The 20,034-nt window shown below is 59.4% G+C and carries 16 protein-coding genes; 5 read left to right on the top strand and 11 right to left on the bottom strand.

Features of this window, described 5'->3' with window-relative positions; genetic code table 11:
- Nucleotides 1–88 precede the first annotated feature (88 nt).
- Nucleotides 89–949, bottom strand: a complete 861-nt coding sequence (locus tag B1722_RS28270; RefSeq protein WP_041073895.1) for a LysR substrate-binding domain-containing protein — start codon at nucleotides 947–949, stop codon at nucleotides 89–91.
- 113 nt (nucleotides 950–1,062) lie between these two features.
- On the opposite strand from B1722_RS28270, the gene B1722_RS28265 reads away from it, so the two are divergent.
- From B1722_RS28265 to B1722_RS28255, 3 genes are all read left to right on the top strand, one after another.
- A complete protein-coding gene (locus tag B1722_RS28265; protein WP_086795016.1) occupies nucleotides 1,063–2,172 on the top strand; it encodes a 2-aminoethylphosphonate--pyruvate transaminase in 1,110 nt (369 codons plus the stop codon).
- Between the two features lie 154 nt (nucleotides 2,173–2,326).
- Complete coding sequence (gene phnX / locus B1722_RS28260; RefSeq protein WP_086795015.1) at nucleotides 2,327–3,154, top strand: phosphonoacetaldehyde hydrolase; 828 nt, start codon at nucleotides 2,327–2,329, stop codon at nucleotides 3,152–3,154.
- A 187-nt stretch (nucleotides 3,155–3,341) separates the two neighbouring features.
- The gene (locus tag B1722_RS28255; protein ID WP_041073899.1) at nucleotides 3,342–3,890 is read left to right on the top strand and encodes a cytochrome b; all 549 of its coding nucleotides are present in this window, start codon (nucleotides 3,342–3,344) and stop codon (nucleotides 3,888–3,890) included.
- A 160-nt stretch (nucleotides 3,891–4,050) separates the two neighbouring features.
- Here the strand turns inward: B1722_RS28255 and B1722_RS28250 are convergent, their stop codons facing one another.
- Both B1722_RS28250 and B1722_RS28245 read right to left on the bottom strand, forming a co-directional pair.
- Nucleotides 4,051–4,977 (bottom strand): 1-aminocyclopropane-1-carboxylate deaminase/D-cysteine desulfhydrase, encoded by a 927-nt coding sequence (locus B1722_RS28250; RefSeq protein ID WP_086795014.1) that lies wholly within the window; start codon nucleotides 4,975–4,977, stop codon nucleotides 4,051–4,053.
- A 226-nt stretch (nucleotides 4,978–5,203) separates the two neighbouring features.
- Complete coding sequence (locus B1722_RS28245; RefSeq protein ID WP_041073903.1) at nucleotides 5,204–7,243, bottom strand: FAD-dependent oxidoreductase; 2,040 nt, start codon at nucleotides 7,241–7,243, stop codon at nucleotides 5,204–5,206.
- A gap of 206 nt (nucleotides 7,244–7,449) precedes the next feature.
- Here B1722_RS28245 and B1722_RS28240 point away from each other — a divergent pair, with 206 nt between their 5' ends.
- Both B1722_RS28240 and B1722_RS28235 read left to right on the top strand, forming a co-directional pair.
- Nucleotides 7,450–8,580, top strand: a complete 1,131-nt coding sequence (locus tag B1722_RS28240) for a carbon-nitrogen hydrolase family protein (RefSeq protein WP_086795017.1) — start codon at nucleotides 7,450–7,452, stop codon at nucleotides 8,578–8,580.
- 3 nt (nucleotides 8,581–8,583) lie between these two features.
- Nucleotides 8,584–9,624: an AraC family transcriptional regulator gene (locus B1722_RS28235; protein ID WP_086795013.1), complete on the top strand. Its 1,041-nt coding sequence runs from the start codon at nucleotides 8,584–8,586 to the stop codon at nucleotides 9,622–9,624.
- Between the two features lie 328 nt (nucleotides 9,625–9,952).
- Here B1722_RS28235 and B1722_RS28230 read toward each other — a convergent pair whose 3' ends face one another.
- The 8 genes from B1722_RS28230 to B1722_RS29680 all read right to left on the bottom strand — a co-directional run.
- Nucleotides 9,953–10,840, bottom strand: coding sequence for a DUF2242 domain-containing protein (locus tag B1722_RS28230; RefSeq protein ID WP_041073907.1), 888 nt, complete (start codon nucleotides 10,838–10,840; stop codon nucleotides 9,953–9,955).
- Between the two features lie 247 nt (nucleotides 10,841–11,087).
- Nucleotides 11,088–12,959: a SurA N-terminal domain-containing protein gene (locus B1722_RS28225; RefSeq protein WP_041073909.1), complete on the bottom strand. Its 1,872-nt coding sequence runs from the start codon at nucleotides 12,957–12,959 to the stop codon at nucleotides 11,088–11,090.
- Between the two features lie 236 nt (nucleotides 12,960–13,195).
- Nucleotides 13,196–13,468, bottom strand: a complete 273-nt coding sequence (locus B1722_RS28220) for an HU family DNA-binding protein (protein WP_008077714.1) — start codon at nucleotides 13,466–13,468, stop codon at nucleotides 13,196–13,198.
- A 148-nt stretch (nucleotides 13,469–13,616) separates the two neighbouring features.
- On the bottom strand, nucleotides 13,617–16,013 hold the full coding sequence (lon, locus tag B1722_RS28215; protein WP_003223634.1) for an endopeptidase La: 2,397 nt from the start codon (nucleotides 16,011–16,013) through the stop codon (nucleotides 13,617–13,619).
- Nucleotides 16,014–16,176: 163 nt separating this feature from the next.
- Nucleotides 16,177–17,460 carry an ATP-dependent Clp protease ATP-binding subunit ClpX gene (gene clpX, locus B1722_RS28210; RefSeq protein ID WP_003223632.1) on the bottom strand — a complete coding sequence of 428 codons (1,284 nt, stop codon included), beginning with the start codon at nucleotides 17,458–17,460 and terminating at the stop codon, nucleotides 16,177–16,179.
- Nucleotides 17,461–17,572: 112 nt separating this feature from the next.
- Nucleotides 17,573–18,208 (bottom strand): ATP-dependent Clp endopeptidase proteolytic subunit ClpP, encoded by a 636-nt coding sequence (gene clpP / locus B1722_RS28205; protein ID WP_007951559.1) that lies wholly within the window; start codon nucleotides 18,206–18,208, stop codon nucleotides 17,573–17,575.
- 92 nt (nucleotides 18,209–18,300) lie between these two features.
- On the bottom strand, nucleotides 18,301–19,611 hold the full coding sequence (gene tig / locus B1722_RS28200; protein ID WP_041073914.1) for a trigger factor: 1,311 nt from the start codon (nucleotides 19,609–19,611) through the stop codon (nucleotides 18,301–18,303).
- A gap of 124 nt (nucleotides 19,612–19,735) precedes the next feature.
- Nucleotides 19,736–20,034: hypothetical protein (locus B1722_RS29680; protein WP_218191438.1), on the bottom strand; the 299-nt coding region annotated here is incomplete at its 5' end.

Raw genomic sequence — 20,034 nt, 5'->3', positions numbered from 1 at the left:
CCCACAGGTATGGCGTCGCACACAAATTTGGGGGCCAACACAAATTCTGTGGGAGCTGGCTTGCCAGCGATGAAGACACCACGGGGTATCAGGCCAGCGCCAGAGCGAAGAACGCCTGAATCAAGCGCAACTCCCGCCGCCGCTCCACGCAGCCGATCATGTGCCGGTTCACCAGCCCGTCCCCGACAATCGGCAGCGCTACCACCCTCGGGTCATGGCTGACTTCCACCGATGACACCACGCCCACCCCCAGTTCCGCCGCCACCGCCTCGGTCACCGCTTCGCGACTGTCCAGTTCCAGCAACACCCGTGGATTGACCGCCGCCTGCGCACACGCCTGATCAAAGGTACGGCGGGTGATCGAACTCGGCTCGCGCAACACCATGATCACCTGATCCAGCTCCTTGAGCCGCACCTCGCCGCTACGCTGCGCCCACGCATGCCCGGCGGGCACCAGCGCGCAGATCCGCGATTCGCTCAAGGCTTGCAGATGCAGGCCCTTGCGCGGTTCGACCTCGGTGAGCACCGCCACGTCCGCGTGTTCCGATAACAGCGCGGCGAGGGTTTCCTGGGCATTGCCCAGACGCAGATTCACCGTGATCCCCGGATACCGCGCGCGCAGGCTGGCAAGCATCGGCATGACCATGTGCGGACCGTCCGCCGCCACTTCCAGACGCCCGGTGAGCAACTGACGGTTGGCCTCGAGCAGAGTCTGCGCTTCTTCGGCCAGGCCGAACATGGCGCGGGTGATCGCCGCCAGTTTGGTGCCCTCCTCGGTCAGTTCGACCCGACGCGCGGTGCGCCGTAACAGGGTGATCTGGTAGTGCTCCTCCAGCGCCTTGATGTGCCCGGTCACCGCTGGCTGGCTGATGAACAGGCGCGCGGCGGCGCGGGTGAAGCTGCCTTCCCGGGCCACGGCGTCGAAAGCGCGCAGCTGGAACAGATTCATGAATAACCCTCACTGATGGCTGGCATAACAACAAACAATTTGATTGATGACTCGGCGAATTGCAACGTATGCCCCGTAGCTTCATCCCACAGCGCTATCGCGAGGACACACGAATGAGTACTGCCGCACCCATCCTGCTCACTCCCGGCCCGTTGACCACCTCGGCCCGCACCCGCCAGGCAATGCTGGTCGATTGGGGGTCATGGGATGATCGCTTCAATCAACTGACCGCCAGCCTCTGCGAGCAATTGCTGGCGATCCTCAACGGCGCCGCCACTCACCATTGCGTGCCGTTGCAGGGCAGCGGCACCTTTGCCGTCGAAGCCGCCATCGGCACACTGGTGCCACGTGACGGCAAGGTACTGGTGCTGATCAACGGCGCCTACGGCAAGCGTCTGGCGAAAATCTGCGAAGTGCTCGGCCGCTCGTTCAGCACCTTCGAAACCGCCGAAGACGAACCGACCACCGCCGCCGACGTCGACCGCCTGCTGCGCGCCGATGGCGACATCACCCATGTCGCGCTGATCCACTGCGAAACCAGCACCGGCATCCTCAACCCGCTGCCGGAAATCGCTGACGTCGTGCAGCAGCACGGCAAGTGCCTGATCATCGACGCCATGAGCTCGTTCGGTGCGCTGCCGGTGGATGCGCAAAAAGTCCCGTTCGATGCGCTGATCGCCGCCTCGGGCAAGTGCCTGGAAGGCGTGCCGGGGATGGGTTTTGTCTTCGCTCGCAAGGAATCGCTGGCCGCAGCCGCTGGCAACTCGCACTCGCTGGCGATGGACCTGTATGACCAGCACACCTATATGCAGAAGACCGGTCAATGGCGCTTCACCCCGCCGACCCACGTGGTCGCGGCGCTGCACGAAGCGTTGCTGCAATACAACGAAGAAGGTGGCCTGCCCGCTCGCCATGCGCGCTACGCCGCCAACTGTCAGGCACTGATGGACGAGATGGGCAAACTCGGCCTGCGCAGCTTCCTGCCGGCGGCGATCCAGGCCCCGATCATCGCCACCTTCCATGCCCCGCAAGACCCGCGCTACCAATTCAAGGACTTCTACGAACGGGTCAAGGCGAAGGGCTACATCCTCTACCCCGGCAAACTGACCCAGGTCGAGACCTTCCGCGTCGGCTGCATCGGCCACGTCAACCCGGACGAAATGCGCCAGGCCGTGGCGGCGGTGGGTGAAGTGCTGCGCGAGATGGAAGTGCTGGAGATCTGAATCACCACGATACCTGTGGGAGCGGGCTTGCCCGCGATAGCGGTCTGACCATCAGCATAGATGTCGACTGAAAGGGCCCCATCGCGGGCAAGCCCGCTCCCACAGGATCGCCGAACCTTTTGAATTGCATTGCCAACACAGGATTCTTATTGCCATGAACTACGTAAACCCAAGCAAACTGCAAGCCGCGATCCTCGACTGGGCCGGCACCGTGGTCGATTTCGGCTCGTTCGCGCCAACGCAGATCTTCGTCGAAGCCTTCGCCGAGTTCGACGTTCAGGTGTCCATCGACGAAGCCCGTGGCCCGATGGGCATGGGCAAATGGGACCACATCCGCACCCTGTGCAATCAGCCGCAGGTCGCCGAACGCTATCGCAAAGCCTTCGGCCGCACCCCGACCGACGATGACGTGACCGCCATCTACAATCGCTTCATGCCGCTGCAGATCGAGAAGATCGCCGAGCACTCGGCGCTGATTCCCGGCGCGCTGGAAACCATTGCCAACCTGCGTCAGCAAGGGATCAAGATCGGTTCCTGCTCCGGCTACCCGAAACAGGTGATGGACAAGGTCGTGGCGCTGGCTGCCACTAACGGCTACGTTGCCGACCACGTGGTCGCCACCGACGAAGTGCCGAACGGTCGCCCATGGCCGGCTCAGGCCCTGGCCAACGTGATTGCGTTGGGCATCGATGATGTCGCGGCCTGCGTGAAGATCGACGACACCGTGCCGGGCATCCTCGAGGGCCGTCGCGCCGGGATGTGGACCGTGGCGCTGATCTGCTCGGGCAACGCACTGGGCCTGGATTACGCCGGCTACCGGGCGCTGGGCAGCGACGAACTGGCCAGCGAACGCAAACGCATCCACGCGCTGTTCGCCGATTCGCGCCCGCACTACATGATCGACACCATCAGCGACCTGCCGGAAGTGATTGCCGACATCAACAAGCGTCTGGCCAACGGTGAGATGCCGCAATCGAGCTGATTGCGTCTTGTCGTCAGAAAAAACGCCAGGGTCTTCGCAACGCTGGCGTTTTTTTATGGCTGAAGCCTTGAGTCAGCGCATTGAAACTCCGATCAGCCTCAGGCAAATCCGCCAAAGCGGATTACAGTTAAAGCATGCCGTCGCACAAGAACGGCACGTGGCGACCTGATCTGTGAGGAAACACCGTATGCCGTGGACAAGTTCCGAATCGCGCTACAGCACCGTGTCCGTGCTGCTGCACTGGCTGATGCTGATCCTGTTGATCCTGGTCTATGCCAGCATGGAGTTGCGCGGGATCTTTCCCAAGGGCAGCGGCGGCCGCTCGCTGATTCGCGAAGTGCATTACATGCTTGGCCTGACTGTGTTCGTGCTGGTGTGGTTTCGCCTGGTGGCCCGCAGCATCGGCCCGGCACCGAAAATCTTCCCGGCCTCGCCACAATGGCAGACTCTGCTGGCGCGGGTGATGCACTGGTTGTTGTACCTGTTCATGATCAGCATGCCGATTCTTGGCTGGCTGATTACCAGCGCCGAGGGGCATCAGGTGATGTTCTACGGTTTCGATCTGCCGTTGCTGGTTCATGAAGACAAGGCATTCGCCAAGCAGGTCGAGCACTGGCATGTGTTGATCGGCAATATCGGCTACTGGCTGATCGGCCTGCATGCGCTGGCGGGGCTTTATCACCATTATGTGGTGGGCGATAACACCTTGCTGCGGATGATGCCCAAGCGCGGTTGAACACCGCCTCGGTGATATTCCCCTGTGGCGAGGGAGCTTGCTCCCGCTGGGCTGCGCAGCAGTCCTGAGTTCAAAAATGTGGACTGACAGGCGGACCGTATTTGCTGGATTAGCGACGGCTGCGCCGCCGAGCGGGAGCAAGCTCCCTCGCCACAGAAGTTCAACTGTAGGAAACGAATCCTCGCCGCCCTTGCAACCCACCCGTGTGCACGAAGATCAACCGTGTACCTGACGCGAATCCGCCCGCCTCGATCCGCTCCTTGAGCGCCAGCAACGCCTTGCCGGTGTACAGCGGCTCCAGCGCAACGCCGCTACAGCGTTCAATGCTCTCGATGAATGCAAGTAGCTGCGCGTCAACCTTGGCGAAGCCACCGCGACTGGCGTCGAGCAGCTCGTAGTCGGCAGCAGCGACACCTGCCTCCTGCATAATCGCCGCCACCTGCGGCGCCACCCCATGATCCTCGGGCACCGCCAGTGCGCCATACACCGGATGCGCACCTGCCTCGGCGAGCACCAGCCCTGCCAGCGTCGTCCCGGTGCCGCAGGCCAGCCACCAGCCGTGATAATTGCTCCAGCCCAGGTTGCCCAGTTGCGCGATCACCTGCTCCTTCAACACCTTGCAGCCCAATGCGCCCGCCAATCCGCCACCGCCCTCCGGCACCGCATGAAAATCTGGATACTGCGACTGCCACGGCTCCCAGAACCCCGGTTCATGCCGCGCCCGATAGCCGCCGTAACCAAGCCAGTGCAGTTGCATGCCGAACGCTTGCAGATCGCTGACCGTCGGCGTTTGCTGTGGATGGCCGCGCAACAGGCCAACCGTTTCGAAGCCAAGACGTTTGCCCGCCGCCGCGAGCGCATGCAGATGATTGGAATGCGCACCACCGAGGCTGATGACGCCCTGCGCGCCAGCGCGGTCGGCGGCCTTGAGATGCTCGACGAGTTTGAACCATTTGTTGCCGCTGATCAGCGGGTCGATCTGGTCCAGACGCAGGATCGCGACCTCGATTCCGGCGCGGGTGAGCCAGTCGAGTTCGAGCATTTGGAGGGGAGCTTGGGGCAACCAGTGGGCGGGAGGAAGAAGCATGGGCGACTGATCATTCTGAGTAGAGCCGGCATTCTAGTCGCTCATAAGCAGCCATCGCGAGCAGGCTCACGCCTGCATTGGTTCGATGTTGTTCACCGAATCAGTGAACAACACAAACACTGTGGGAGCGAGCTTGCTCGCGAAAGCGGTGTGTCAGCCAATATATATGTCGACTGACACCACGCCTTCGCGAGCAAGCTCGCTCCCACAGGTTAAGCGGCGTAGCTTAGAGCTCAGCGGCCAGACGCGACCCCTGATTGATCGCGCGCTTGGCATCCAGCTCCGCTGCCACATCGGCACCACCGATCAGGTGCACGTTCTGCCCCGCTGCTACCAGACCTTCCTGAAGGTCCCGCAGTGGATCCTGGCCGGCGCAAATCACGATATTGTCCACCGCCAGCACTTGCGGCTCGCCGGTTTCGCCGATACGGATGTGCAAGCCTTCGTCGTCGATCTTCAGGTATTCGACGCTGTTGAGCATCTGCACCTGCTTGTTCTTCAGACCGGTGCGGTGAATCCAGCCGGTGGTCTTGCCCAGACCATCACCGACCTTGGTTTTCTTGCGCTGCAACAGGAACACTTCGCGAGCCGGCGCGTGCGGCGCAGCTTTGATCCCGGCCACGCCACCACGCGCTTCCAGATGGGTGTCGATGCCCCACTCTTTCCAGAACGCGGTGCGATCCAGACTGGTGGCCACGCCTTGGTGCACAAGGAATTCCGAGACATCGAAACCGATGCCGCCCGCGCCGATCACCGCCACGCGCTTGCCCACCGGTTTGCGCTCAAGGATCACGTCCAGGTAGCTCAGCACCTTGGCATTCTCCACGCCCGGAATCGCCGGCACGCGCGGCGCGATGCCGGTGGCGAGGATGATTTCGTCGTAACCGCCCTCGACCAGTTTCGCCACGTCGACGCGGGTGTTCAGGCACACCTCGACATTCGTCGTCTGCAGCTTGCGCTTGAAGTAGCGCAGGGTTTCGAAGAACTCTTCCTTGCCCGGCACCCGCTTGGCGATGTTGAACTGGCCGCCGATTTCGCTGGCGGAATCGAACAAGGTCACCTGATGTCCGCGCTCAGCGGCCACGGTCGCGGCGGACAGGCCGGCAGGGCCGGCACCGACCACAGCGATCTTCTTGATCTGCTGTACCGGCAGATAGTTGAGCTCGGTTTCATGGCAGGCACGCGGGTTGACCAGGCAACTGGTGAGCTTGCCGCCGAAGGTGTGATCGAGGCACGCCTGGTTGCAACCGATGCAGGTGTTGATTTCGTCAGCGCGGCCTTCTGCAGCTTTGTTGACGAATTCCGGATCGGCGAGGAACGGCCGCGCCATCGAGACCATGTCGGCATCGCCTTCAGCGAGGATCTGCTCGGCGATTTCCGGGGTGTTGATGCGGTTGGTGGTAATCAGCGGAATGTTCACCGAACCACGCAGTTTGGCGGTGACCTTGCTGAACGCCGCGCGCGGCACCTTGGTGGCGATGGTCGGGATCCGCGCTTCGTGCCAGCCGATGCCAGTGTTGATGATGGTCGCGCCGGCCTGCTCGATGGCTTTGGCCAGGGTCACGATCTCTTCCCAACTGCTGCCGCCCTCGACCAGATCGAGCATCGACAAACGGAAAATGATGATGAAGTTCGGGCCGACCGCTTCACGCACTCGACGGACGATTTCCACCGGCAGGCGCATACGATTTTCGTAACTGCCGCCCCAGCGGTCGGTACGGTGGTTGGTGTGCGCGGCAAGGAACTGGTTAATGAAATAACCTTCCGAGCCCATGATTTCCACACCGTCATACTCGGCGCTCTGCGCCAGTACCGAACAGGTGACGAAATCGCTGATCTGTTTCTCGATGCCTTCCTCGTCCAGTTCTTTGGGCTTGAACGGGTTGATCGGCGCCTGAATCGCGCTTGGCGCAACCTGTTTCGGACTGTAGGCATAGCGCCCGGCGTGGAGGATCTGCATGCAGATCTTGCCGCCCGCCTCGTGCACTGCGCGAGTGACGATGCGATGCTTGAGCGCTTCTTCCTCGGTGGTCAGCTTGGCTGCGCCGGAGTACACGCCACCCTCGTCGTTCGGTCCGATACCGCCGGTGACCATCAGGCCGACGCCGCCACGAGCACGTTCGGCGAAGTACGCCGCCATGCGTTCGAAGCCACCCGGTTTCTCTTCAAGGCCAGTGTGCATCGAGCCCATCAGGGTGCGGTTGCGCAGTGTGGTGAATCCCAGGTCCAGCGGGGCCAACAGGTGCGGGTAATGAGCGGCGGTCATCGGTAACTCCACAACGTGCGATCACGGAAATTGCGGGAGCTCTGCGTCCCCCGTCAGTCATGTTCGACAGACTAAGAGTCGCACTGCTGTCACTCAATGACCGAAACTGACAAGTTATTGATCCAAATGCGCAGCGCCCCTTGGCAAGCGCAGGCATGCGCCCTACCCTAGTCGCCACACCCTGTACCCGGTTGTTGTTGGTTTTCATGCGCAAACTTCTGTACCTGTTTTTCTCCATGGCCATCGTTGCCACCCTGACCACCTACGCCATGTGGGCGGCGGACCGGCCGGCGGGACATTACCTGTCGGACCTGCGCATCAAACTGGCGGTCGATCAGGGCACGCCCGGCGACCGTGGCAACTTGCTGGGTATCCAGCCGGAACTGTTCCCCACCGACTACCAAAGCCCGGAGCGCCTGCACCGCAAACTCGCGGCCTATCTGCAGCAAGCGCAGGATCAGGGGCTGCTGAATGAAAAAACCGTGGTGGTGCTGCCCGAGCATGTCGGTACCTGGCTGATGATCAGCGGCGAGAAAGACGAGCTGTACCAGGCGCCGACCCTGGTCGAAGCGATGAATTGGCTGGCGGCGAGCAATCCGTTGCTGTTCGCCCGCGCCTGGCTTACTGCCAAGGGCGACAATCGCCTCGACGATGCCCACCTGCGGATGAAGTCCAAAGCCATGGCCAAGGATTACCAGACGTTATTCGGTGGTCTGGCCAAGGAATTCCACGTGACGCTGGTGGCCGGCTCCATCGTCCTGCCCGAACCGAGCATCCGCGACGGCCAGCTCAAGCCCGGCAGCGGCGCGCTGTTCAACAGCAGCGTGGTGTTTGGCCGTGATGGTGTACCGCTGGGCCAGCCCCAGCGGCAAATGCACCCGATCTTCGAACAGCGCGATGTGATCGAGGGCGAAGACGCCCACGCGATCAACGTGGTCGACACGCCGGCCGGACGCCTGGGCGTGCTGATCGGCAGCGACAGCTGGTACCCCGACAACTATCGCCAACTCGACGAGCAAGGCGCGCAACTGGTAGCGGTGCCGGCCTTCGTCGTGGGTCACGGTGCGTGGAATCAGCCGTGGGCCGGTTATAAGGGCTCAAGTACACCGGGGTCGGTCAGCCTCAAGCCCGGGGAAATCAGTGAAGGTCAGGCCTGGCATCGCCTGACGCTCACCGCGCAGCCGCCGAGCAGCCGTGCGATCGCCGGCATGAGCGTGTTCCTGCGCGGCCAGTTCTGGGACAAGCCCGGCTCGGGCCAAAGCTTCCTCAGCAGCAACGGCCAGCAATTCGCCGATGGCGAAGCCCGTGGCGCGCGTCTGCTGAACATCTGGTTGTAAGCCATGAAACCGCTGCCGATGCGCCTTGGGGATCTGTCGGTAGGCTTCGTGCACAGCCTGGCTGATGCCGTGCGCAGCCACGGCGTCGAGCCGCAACCGCTGCTCGAACAATATGGCCTGGATGCCGCGCGATTGGCCGAAGCCGGCGCGCGACTGTCGATCCCGCGTTACATGCGGCTGGGGCACAGCGCGATCCAGTTGACCGGCGATCCGGCACTGGGCCTGAGCATGGGCCAACTCAGCCGCTTGAGTCAGGCCGGGCTCGCCGGGGTCACCGCTGCACAGGCACCGACCGTGCGCGAAGCGGCCCGCTGCCTGATCCGTTTCGAGCCACTGTACGGTTCCAACTATCGCGGGCAGTCGAGCTTTCACGAGGACGCCCATGGCGCGTGGCTGCGCTTCTATTCGATCAGCCCGTACAACGCCTATAACCGCTTTGTGGTGGATTCGATCATCGCCGGCTGGCTGCATCAGCTGTCCAGCGTCAGCCGCGAGCCTTTGCGCGCCGAGCGCATCGACATCGAATTTGACGCGCCGGACTATCGCGACGCCTATAGCGTGCTGGGCGATTGCCCGATCCAGTTCGGCTCCGAACGCAATCAACTGCGCTTGAGCCTCGCCAGCCTCGCGCTGCGCAACCCGGAACACTGCCCAAGCACCTGGAAACACTTGCTTGCGTTGTGTGAACGGGAACTGGAGCAATTGACCCGCACCCGCAGCCTGCGCGAACGCATCACACAGTTGTTGGGGCCGTTGCTCAATGGTGGCCGGGAACCCGACCTGGAAGAAGTGGCGGCGCGTCTGAAGCTACCGACCTGGACCTTGCGGCGCAAACTGGCCGAGGAAGGCACACAGTTTCGCGCCATACTCAACGACACCCGCCGCGACCTGGCAATGACCTACATCCGCGACACCGAACTGGCGTTCGGTGAGATCGCCTATCTGCTGGGCTTTGCTTCAGCCGAGGCGTTTCAACGCGCCTTCAAACGCTGGAGCGGCCAGACCCCCGGCGAGTTTCGCCGCAGTCATCGCAAAATCGCCTGACGCCTTACAACTCGGTGGCGTCTTCGGCCGGTTCTGGCTGATCGAGTTCATACGCCTGGTATTCGAGCAGTTCTTCTTGATAATCGTCCATCGCCTCATCCCCCTACTGCCCGCTAAAAAAACAGCCCGGTCAAGTGACCAGTGCCTCGAGCGTATCGTGCCCGTATGAAGGGAACGTGACATCCCCGCCTTCATGAATAAAACGTAGCAGGTGGTCAGGAATTTATCGCTGGAATTTTGTCCGGAGAATGTAACGGGATTTGAGTGCGCCACAAAACAAATGTGGGAGCGAGCCCCCCCCCGCTCCCACAGCAGAGCCCCGCGCGGCTCACTGCATCGCCGGAATCGGCTCCGATGGCGGCGGGATATTGGTCGGGTTGGCCGGCGGCGTGATCGTTTCGGCAGCCGGTGCAGGATCTGCACTCGGTGCCGGGGTGATCGGCGCGGATTCCGCAGGCGGCACCACGGGTTCGGAACCCGCTGGCGTCGGTGCAACCGTGGCCGGCGCAGGCGTCACCGCCGGAGTGGCCGGCGTCATGGTCTGGGCTGGCTCGACAATGCCGGCTGGCGGTGGCGCTGGCGCTGTCTCGACTGCCGGGGCAGGTGTTGTCGGCGCTACAGCAGCAGGCTTCGGCTCCGGGACACCCAGATCAGTCTTGGGTTTTTCTTCAATGTGCGCGGCTTTCTTCGCATCGGCCGGCAGGAACAGCTCAACCAGGGTGAAGAAGCGCTCGTAGAACTTCTGCGACGTCACGGTCTCACTGGCCACCTTGACCATCGAATCATCGGACGAGCCGATCGGCATCGACACCGAACCCAACACGCCGACCCCGAGGCTGGCAGAGTTGTTGGTCTTTTTCAACGCGTAGCGATCCTGCAAGGCATTGGCGAACACCGTGGCATGGTGTTTGGAACTGCCGTCTTCGGTACACACCACGTTGAAGCTGATCTCCATGTGGGTTTCACCGGTTTGCTGGAAGCTTTTGTGGCCACTGATCAGTTTCGGGTCACTGCTGGTGATGATGTAGCCCTGGCTGAGCAACGCACGACGGGCCGCCTCGCAACTCGCGGTGTCGGCCACCGGATAATTGCGCGAGAACGTGCCGGAATCATCGAAGTTCTCATGCTCATAGATCGGCTTGTCCTTCGAACAGCCAGCAACAGCGGTCAACAACAGCGCCAACCCAACGACACGCATGGGAGTTGAAATCAACATTGAACATCCTGAGGGAAAACAGTCCGGGGCGTATTGTGCAACAGAACTTGGCCCTGCGGCGCATGGATTGTGTCTTAAAGCCGTTACAACCCTATTGACCATGGTTTGCCGGAAAAAGTCGCAGCCACTCGCCGCACGGGCGAAACGGCCAGCCGCCACACCCAAAACAACGGAAACAGCCAAATCCCAAGCATAAAAAAGCCCCGACCATCAGATCGGGGCTTTCCTGTTACCGCTCAGTCAAACATCAATAGCGCTTGATATCCGCCTGACTTTCCAACTGCTTGCGGAACGCCGCGAAATCCTGCTGACCTTCACGCGAAGCAAGGAAGCGACGGTACTGCGCCTTCTCTTCATCAGTCGGCGCTACTGCTTCATTCACACCGTCCAGGCGCACGATCATCAGGCTACCGTCCTGCAAGGTCACGCTGCTGAACGTCGGCTTGCCCTTGGCCGCCGGTTTCGGCATACGGAACAACGCCTGCAGCACAGTCGGATCAACCCCTTCCTGAGCGCGAGTGGCCGCCGTGACAACCTTCCAGTTCTGACCCTCGACAGCCTTGTCCAGCGGAGTCTTGCCATCGCGCAGACTGGCGATCAGCTGGTCAGCCTTGGTCTTGGCCGCAGCACTGGCATGCTCCTTGGTCAACTGCGCGCGAATCGCCGTGTTGACGGCTTCCAGAGGCAACTGCTCAGGCTTCAGGTGTTCCTTGGCACGCAGCACGACCACGGTTTCCGGGTCCAGCTCGATGCCGGTGCTGTTGGCGTTTTCTTCCAGCACTTCCTGGCTGAATGCAGCGCTCACCACAGCACGGTTGGCCGCAATGCCTTCACCACCTTCACGGCCGAACGGCTTGGAGGTGTGCACAGTCAGTTTCAGATCTGCCGCTGGCTGGGCCAGGTCAGACGCTTCGAACGCCGAGTCTTCCAGTTGCTTGGTCGCCTCGACAAAACGCTGCTCGACCTGTTGAGTCTTCAGCTCGCGGGTCAGCTTGTCTTTCAGGCTGGCCAGGGTCGGAACTTCCGGCGCTTCAACACCCAGCAGCTTGATCAGGTGGTAACCGAAGTCGGTACGCACCGGCTCGGACACCTGGTCCTTGTTCAGCGAGTACAGGGCTTTTTCGAAAGCTGGATCATAGACGCCAGGACCGGCAAAACCGAGGTCACCGCCATTGTTGGCCGAGCCCGGATCCTGCGAGAACTCCTTGGCCAGCGCTTCGAATTTCTCGCCCTTGGCCAGACGCGCCTGGACTTCTTCGATCTTGGCCTTGGCCTGAGCGTCGGTGGTCTTGTCGTTGACTTCGATCAGGATATGCGCGGCGCGGCGCTGTTCCGACAGGTTGGCGATCTCTTTCTGATACGCCGCCTGCAGGTCTTCGTCCTTGACCGCAACCTGGTCGAAGAATGAAGACTTCTTCAGCTCGACGTAATCGACAACCACCTGCTCAGGGGTCATGAACTCCTTGGCGTGCTCGTCGTAGTAAGCCTTGACCTCATCGTCGGTCAGCTTGACCGCGGCCGGGTCGGCCTTGACGTTCAGCGAAGCGAAATCGCGGGTCTGTTTTTCCAGACGGGCGAATGCCAGCACTTCAGCGTCGGTGACGAAACCGCTGCCGGCAACACCGGCGCGCAACTGACCGATCAGCATTTCCTGAGCCAGCATCTGGCGGAATTGCATGCGGGTGTAGCCCAGTTGACGGATCACCTGATCAAAGCGCTCGGAGCTGAACTTGCCGTCCACCTGGAATTCAGGGGTCTGCAGGATCACCTGATCCAGTGCACCTTCGGAGAAAGCGAATTTCGATTGTTCTGCGCCTTGCAACAGCAGCTTGCGATCGATCAGGCCCTTGAGGGCCGACTCGCGGAGCATTTTTTCGTCAAGCAAGGAAGCATCGAAGTCCTTGCCCAGCTGTTGCATCAGCTGACGGCGTTGCATGTCAACGGCCTGGCTCAGCTCGTTCTGGCTGATTTCTTCACCATTGACCTTGGCCGCATCGTTGGTGTGCGTCGTGGCCTTGAAAATAGCGTCGAAACCGGTCAGAGCCATCAGTGCAACGATGACCCCGATAATGGTCTTGGCAATCCAGCCTTGTGAATTGTCCCTGATATTCTGCAGCATGCGTCCCCCAGAAACGGTTGAACTTCAAAAATTTGGCAACCGTGGAGCGTGGGTAGAATCCGGATAGAAGAAAGGCGCATCCGAGGATGCGCCTTCTCGTAACTGGCGGAGCGGACAGGGCTCGAACCCTCGATCCCGGCGTTACAGGCAGCTGTTCCAGCGACCTGCTCTACCGCTCCGCTGCCAAGTCAGGCATGACCCCGACCCGGATGGGTAAAAACCTGAAACAAACTAACTTAGTTAACAGCTTCTTTCAGTGCTTTACCGGCTTTGAAACCTGGCTTTTTAGCAGCAGCGATTTGCAGCGTCTTGCCGGTCTGTGGGTTGCGACCAACGCGAGCTGGACGATCAGTCACGGAGAAAGTGCCGAAACCAACCAGAACAACGGAGTCGCCGGCCTTCAGAGCGCCAGTGACGGATTCGATAACAGCGTCCAGCGCACGGCCAGCAGCAGCTTTCGGGATATCAGCGGATGCAGCGATAGCATCAATCAGTTCCGACTTGTTCACTCTAAGTCCCCTTATATCTATTTTGAGATGATTCTAAGTTTTTTGGTGAAAGCAAAAACGAGTGCTGAATGGCCTACAGACACTTAAGAGCCGCTTTATAACAAGGGCTCTAAAAAGCTGTCAAGGAAGCCCCCCAGGCAAAAACGTATTAATGCGTGCTAATTCTTTCCTTTGAATCAGACTCACGTTTTTCGTCCTTGGAAACTATCTCCGGAGCCACATCCGGCAAGGGCTCCGGCGCGTATTGCAGCGCAATTTGCAGGACCTCGTCAATCCATTTAACCGGTTTAATCTGCAGATCCTGCTTGATATTGTCAGGAATCTCCTTCAGATCGCGCACGTTCTCTTCCGGAATAATCACAATCTTGATTCCACCGCGGTGGGCGGCGAGCAGTTTTTCCTTCAGACCACCGATTGCCAGCACTTGACCACGCAAGGTGATTTCACCCGTCATGGCGACATCGGCGCGCACCGGAATCCCGGTCAATGCCGATACCAATGCCGTGCACATGCCTACACCGGCGCTTGGACCGTCTTTCGGCGTCGCGCCTTCCGGCATGTGAATGTGGGTGTCGCGCTTCTCGTGGAAGTCCAGCGGAATGCCCAGGCTCTTGGCACGGCTGCGCACAACGGTCAGGGCTGCAGTGATCGATTCGACCATTACATCGCCCAACGAACCGGTCTTGATCAGTTGACCTTTGCCCGGAACCACAGCCGCTTCGATGGTCAGCAATTCGCCGCCCACCTGCGTCCACGCCAGGCCAGTCACCTGACCGATCTGATCCTGTTGCTCTGCCAGACCGTAGCGGAATTTACGCACGCCGAGGAAATGCTCCAGCAGGTCAGCTGTCACTTTTACCGAGAAACGTTTTTCCAGCGCATGTTCTTTCACGGCCTTGCGGCAGACTTTGGCGATCTGACGTTCGAGGCCACGCACACCGGCTTCACGGGTGTAGTAACGGATGATGTCGCGGATCGCTTCCTCGTCGAATTCCAGCTCACCCTTCTTCAGACCGTTGGCGGCGATCTGCTTCGGCGACAGGTACTTGACGGCGATGTTGATCTTTTCGTCTTCGGTGTAACCCGGCAGACGAATGACTTCCATCCGGTCCAGCAGTGCTGGCGGGATGTTCATCGAGTTCGAGGTGCACAGGAACATCACATCGGACAAGTCGTAATCGACTTCCAGGTAGTGATCGTTGAAGTTGTGGTTCTGCTCCGGATCGAGCACTTCCAGCAACGCCGACGCCGGGTCGCCGCGCATGTCGCTGCCCATTTTGTCGATTTCATCGAGCAGGAACAGCGGGTTGCGCACGCCCACTTTTGTCATCTTTTGAATCAATCTTCCTGGCATCGAACCGATGTAAGTCCGGCGGTGACCACGAATTTCCGCCTCGTCACGCACGCCACCCAAGGCCATGCGCACGAATTTGCGGTTAGTGGCGTGAGCAATCGACTCCGCCAGCGAAGTTTTACCCACGCCAGGCGGACCGACCAGGCACAACACCGGGCCACGAATCTTCTTCACACGTTTTTGCACGGCGAGGTATTCAAGGATGCGTTCCTTGACCTCTTCAAGGCCGTAATGATCGGCATCGAGAATGTCTTCCGCACGCGCCAGGTCGAGACGTACCTTGCTCTGCGCCTTCCACGGCACCTGCACCAGCCAGTCGATGTAGGAGCGCACCACGGTGGCTTCAGCGGACATCGGCGACATTTGCTTGAGCTTGTTCAGCTCGGCGGTGGCCTTGGCCAGGGCATCCTTCGGCAGGCCGGCCGCATCGATGCGCTTTTTCAGCTCTTCGATTTCGTTGTGACCTTCGTCACCGTCACCCAGCTCTTTCTGAATAGCCTTCATCTGCTCATTCAGGTAGTACTCGCGCTGACTGCGTTCCATTTGTTTTTTGACGCGGCCGCGAATGCGTTTTTCGACTTGCAGCAGATCGATCTCGGCATCCAGCAAGGCGAGCACGTGCTCGACGCGGGCCGACAAATCGATGATTTCGAGGATTTCCTGCTTCTGCTCGATTTTCAGCGCCATGTGCGCGGCCATGGTGTCAACCAGGCGGCCAGGCTCATCGATGCTGTTGAGCGACGACAGGACTTCAGCCGGGACTTTCTTGCCCAACTGCACATATTGTTCGAACTGCGACAGCAGGCTGCGCACGAAAACTTCCGATTCGCGCTCGGCAGCATCGACTTCGTCGATCAGCGAGACCTCGGCGCGGCAATGCCCGTCGACTTCGCTGAAGCGCTCTACAGCGCCGCGCTGCTCACCTTCGACCAGAACTTTGACGGTGCCGTCTGGCAGCTTCAGCAGCTGCAGCACCGTCGCAATCGTACCTACGCGATAGAGAGCGTCTTCACCGGGATCATCGTCAGCCGGGTTTCTCTGGGCCAGCAGCAGGATCTGCTTGTCGCCCGTCATCGCGGCCTCGAGGGCTTCGATGGATTTCTCGCGCCCCACGAACAGCGGGATAACCATGTGCGGATAAACCACGACATCACGCAATGGCAGGAGAGGCAATTCGATGGTTGTCTTCATGATTTCGCCTCTACGGCGGCCATATGGCCGTAATCAGATGGAGTTAAGCTTGAAACCAAGATGGGGGCTGCCTTGAAAAAAAACAAGCGCAAAGCGGATGTAAAAAACGACATAAAAAAAAAGAGGCCCGAAGGCCCCTTCTTTGTACCGGCAGTGTGGACACTTACGCGTCCGGCGCTGCCTTGGCCGTCGGCTCACTGTTTTCGTAGATATACAGTGGCTTGGACTTGCCTTCAATCACGCTTTCATCGATGACGACCTTGCTCACTTCAGACTGCGAAGGGATTTCGTACATCGTGTCGAGCAGCACACCTTCAAGAATCGACCGCAGGCCACGGGCACCGGTTTTACGCTCCAGAGCTCGCTTGGCAACCGATTTCAGTGCGTCGGTCCGGAACTCCAGATCCACGCCTTCCATCTCGAACAGCTTGGCATACTGCTTGGTCAAAGCATTTTTCGGCTCGGTGAGGATCTGCATCAGCGCAGCCTCGTCGAGCTCGTCCAGCGTCGCCAGAACCGGCAGACGACCGACGAATTCCGGGATCAGACCGAACTTGACCAGATCATCAGGCTCGACTTCACGCAGGGATTCACCGACTTTTTTGCCCTCTTCCTTGCTGCGCACTTCTGCGTTGAACCCGATGCCGCCCTTGGTGGAACGGTTTTGAATAACCTTTTCCAGACCGGAGAACGCACCACCGCAGATGAACAGGATGTTACGGGTGTCGACCTGCAGGAATTCCTGCTGTGGATGCTTGCGGCCACCTTGCGGCGGGACGGAAGCGACCGTGCCTTCGATCAACTTGAGCAAGGCCTGTTGCACGCCCTCACCGGAAACATCGCGGGTGATCGACGGGTTGTCGGACTTGCGGGAAATCTTGTCGATTTCGTCGATGTAGACAATACCCATCTGGGCCTTTTCCACGTCGTAATCGCACTTTTGCAGCAGTTTCTGAATGATGTTCTCGACATCTTCACCTACGTAGCCAGCCTCGGTGAGGGTGGTGGCGTCGGCGATGGTGAACGGAACGTTCAGCAGGCGGGCCAGTGTTTCGGCCAGCAGGGTTTTACCGGAGCCTGTCGGGCCGATCAGCAGGATGTTGCTCTTGCCGAGTTCGACGTCGTCAGCCTTCTTGTCACGCTGGTTCAGACGCTTGTAGTGGTTGTATACCGCTACGGCCAGAACCTTTTTCGCACGCTCCTGACCGATTACATACTGGTCAAGGATGCCGCTGATTTCTTTAGGCGAAGGCAATTTATGCGCGCTGCTTTCGGCCTGTGCTTCCTGCACCTCCTCGCGGATGATGTCATTGCACAAGTCGACGCACTCGTCGCAGATAAAGACCGAGGGGCCGGCAATCAATTTGCGTACTTCATGCTGGCTTTTGCCACAGAAGGAGCAATAGAGCAGCTTGCCGTTGTCCTCGCCGTTGCGGGTGTCAGTCATTCGTTCGATCCAAATCCGATAGGCTTGCAACACAAGATGAAGGCTATTGCGGGCTTTTTCAAGCCCGCTGGTGGTCGGACCTGCCGACCCACCTTATTTTGAGCTGCTTATTTTACGCAGGACGCTGGTTGATGACTTCGTCGATCAGACCGTATTCCTTCGCAGCTTCTGCACTCATGAAGTTGTCGCGGTTGGTATCGCGCTCGATTTCTTCAAGCGTACGACCGCTGTGCTTGGCCATCAGCGTGTTCAGACGCTCGCGGATGAAGAGGATTTCCTTGGCATGGATTTCGATATCCGAGGCCTGGCCCTGGAAACCGCCCAGCGGCTGGTGAATCATCACACGCGAGTTCGGCAGGCAGAAACGCTTGCCTGGAGCACCGGCCGTCAGCAGGAATGCACCCATGCTGCACGCCTGACCAATGCACGTCGTCGATACGTTTGGCTTGATGAACTGCATGGTGTCGTAGATCGACATGCCCGCTGTCACCGAACCGCCCGGGGAGTTGATATAGAGATGGATGTCCTTGTCCGGGTTTTCCGCTTCAAGGAACAGCAATTGCGCACAGATCAGGTTGGCCATGTAGTCCTCTACAGGACCCACCAGAAAGATTACGCGCTCCTTCAGAAGGCGCGAGTAGATGTCATAGGCGCGCTCGCCACGAGCAGATTGCTCGACAACCATCGGGACCAGGCCGCCGGCGGCCTGGATATCAGAGTTCTGCTGAATATACGAATTACGGAACATGCTCTGCAGTCACTCCCAAATAGTTATGTCTTGAATACGCATAAGCCAGCTCGAAGGCTGGCTTATGTGTGTACTTCTTAACGCAAAAACAATCAGTCGGCTTTTGGAGCTTCTACCGGCTTGACCGCTTCTTCGTAAGAGACCGATTTGTCGGTCACGCTAGCTTTCTGCAGAACAGTATCCACAACTTGTTCTTCCAGCACAACCGAACGGACTTCGTTCAGTTGCTGCTCGTTCTTGTAGTACCAGGACACGACCTGCTCAGGTTCCTGGTAAGCCGAAGCCATTTCCTGAATCATTTCACGAACGCGGGCTTCGTCAGGCTTCAGGTCGAATTGCTTGACCACTTCAGCGACGATCAGACCCAGCACTACACGGCGCTTGGCTTGCTCTTCGAACAACTCGGCCGGCAGTTGATCAGGCTTGATGTTGCCGCCGAACTGCTGAACAGCCTGCACGCGCAGACGGTCAACTTCGTTGGACAGCAGAGCCTTTGGCACTTCGATCGGGTTGGTGGCCAGCAGACCGTCCATTACCTGATTTTTCACCTTGGACTTGATGGCCTGACGCAGTTCACGCTCCATGTTCTTGCGAACTTCGGTGCGGAAGCCTTCCAGACCGGTTTCCTTGATGCCGAATTGAGCGAAGAATTCTTCGTTCAGCTCTGGCAGTTTCGGCTCGGAAACGGTGTTGACGGTCACGGTGAACTCGGCGGTTTTACCAGCCAGATCCAGGTTCTGATAGTCCTCAGGGAAGGTCAGGTTCAGAACGCGCTCTTCGCCTGCCTTGGCGCCAACCAGGCCTTCTTCGAAGCCCGGAATCATGCGACCGGAACCCAGCACCAGCTGAGTACCTTTGGCAGAGCCGCCAGCGAATGCTTCGCCGTCAACCTTGCCGACGAAATCGATGTTCAGCTGGTCTTCGTTCTGGGCAGCGCGGTCGGCCACTTCAAAACGGGTGTTCTGCTTGCGCAGGATGTCCAGCATCTTGTCCAGATCAGCGTCAGCCACGTCAGCGCTCAGGCGCTCGACAGTGATGCCGTCGAAACCGGCAACAGTGAACTCAGGGAACACTTCGAATACGGCAACGTATTCCAGGTCCTTGCCAGCTTCCAGCGACTTCGGCTCGATCGAAGGCGAACCGGCAGGGTTCAGCTTCTGCTCAACCACGGCTTCATAGAAGGAGGACTGGATGACATCACCAACAGCTTCCTGACGAGCGTCAGCACCGAAACGGCGCTTGATTTCGCTCATTGGCACTTTGCCTGGACGGAAGCCAGCAATCTTGGCCTTTTGGGCAGTCTGCTGCAGACGCTTGTTGACCTGGCTCTCAATGCGCTCAGCCGGCACGGTGACGCTCATGCGGCGCTCAAGAGCAGTAGTATTTTCAACAGAAACTTGCATGGATATTCCTCGTTGCACAGACGTTAGCCGGCCGTTTCCGACCCCAGAATCAAGGGCATGCATTCTAGTGGGTCAAACTCAAGAAGTCACCCTACTGAAAACGGGTAAAAAAACAGCAGGCCATTTATAGGTGTGAATGCAGCAATGCATTCCACCCCGAAGACGAATAAAGACCATCACGCCAGGGGTCTGCTTCAACCGCTTCTATATATAGAAGAGACTGCGAGCCATCTCCCTGACGGCCGATCCAGCGAACATGGCCGGTGGTCGACACGCAGGCTGCAAGCCCGTAAACACGACGAAACGCCCTGCCCTTCGACCTGAAACCCAGCACAACAAACCACAAACCGTAAAACAAAAAAGGCGCCAGACTGTTAAATCTGGCGCCTTTCGAAATATGGGGTGGACGATGGGGATCGAACC

Source organism: Pseudomonas sp. SCPG-7 (assembly GCF_002156405.1).
In the GTDB taxonomy this organism is placed as follows: Bacteria; Pseudomonadota; Gammaproteobacteria; order Pseudomonadales; family Pseudomonadaceae; genus Aquipseudomonas; species Aquipseudomonas parakoreensis.
This window is presented reverse-complemented; position numbering and strand designations above follow the sequence as displayed.

Excerpts from the sequence above, each read along its gene's own strand:
- phnX (WP_086795015.1), top strand. The coding sequence starts at position 2,327 with ATGAACTACGTAAACCCAAGCAAACTGCAAGCCGCGATCCTCGACTGG.
- B1722_RS28255 (WP_041073899.1), top strand. The coding sequence starts at position 3,342 with ATGCCGTGGACAAGTTCCGAATCGCGCTACAGCACCGTGTCCGTGCTG.
- B1722_RS28245 (WP_041073903.1), bottom strand. The coding sequence starts at position 7,243 with ATGACCGCCGCTCATTACCCGCACCTGTTGGCCCCGCTGGACCTGGGA.
- B1722_RS28225 (WP_041073909.1), bottom strand. The coding sequence starts at position 12,959 with ATGCTGCAGAATATCAGGGACAATTCACAAGGCTGGATTGCCAAGACC.
- clpP (WP_007951559.1), bottom strand. The coding sequence starts at position 18,208 with ATGTTCCGTAATTCGTATATTCAGCAGAACTCTGATATCCAGGCCGCC.
- B1722_RS28270 (WP_041073895.1), bottom strand. The coding sequence starts at position 949 with ATGAATCTGTTCCAGCTGCGCGCTTTCGACGCCGTGGCCCGGGAAGGC.
- B1722_RS28235 (WP_086795013.1), top strand. The coding sequence starts at position 8,584 with ATGAAACCGCTGCCGATGCGCCTTGGGGATCTGTCGGTAGGCTTCGTG.
- B1722_RS28240 (WP_086795017.1), top strand. The coding sequence starts at position 7,450 with ATGCGCAAACTTCTGTACCTGTTTTTCTCCATGGCCATCGTTGCCACC.
- B1722_RS28265 (WP_086795016.1), top strand. The coding sequence starts at position 1,063 with ATGAGTACTGCCGCACCCATCCTGCTCACTCCCGGCCCGTTGACCACC.
- clpX (WP_003223632.1), bottom strand. The coding sequence starts at position 17,460 with ATGACTGACACCCGCAACGGCGAGGACAACGGCAAGCTGCTCTATTGC.
- B1722_RS28250 (WP_086795014.1), bottom strand. The coding sequence starts at position 4,977 with ATGCTTCTTCCTCCCGCCCACTGGTTGCCCCAAGCTCCCCTCCAAATG.
- tig (WP_041073914.1), bottom strand. The coding sequence starts at position 19,611 with ATGCAAGTTTCTGTTGAAAATACTACTGCTCTTGAGCGCCGCATGAGC.
- lon (WP_003223634.1), bottom strand. The coding sequence starts at position 16,013 with ATGAAGACAACCATCGAATTGCCTCTCCTGCCATTGCGTGATGTCGTG.
- B1722_RS28230 (WP_041073907.1), bottom strand. The coding sequence starts at position 10,840 with ATGTTGATTTCAACTCCCATGCGTGTCGTTGGGTTGGCGCTGTTGTTG.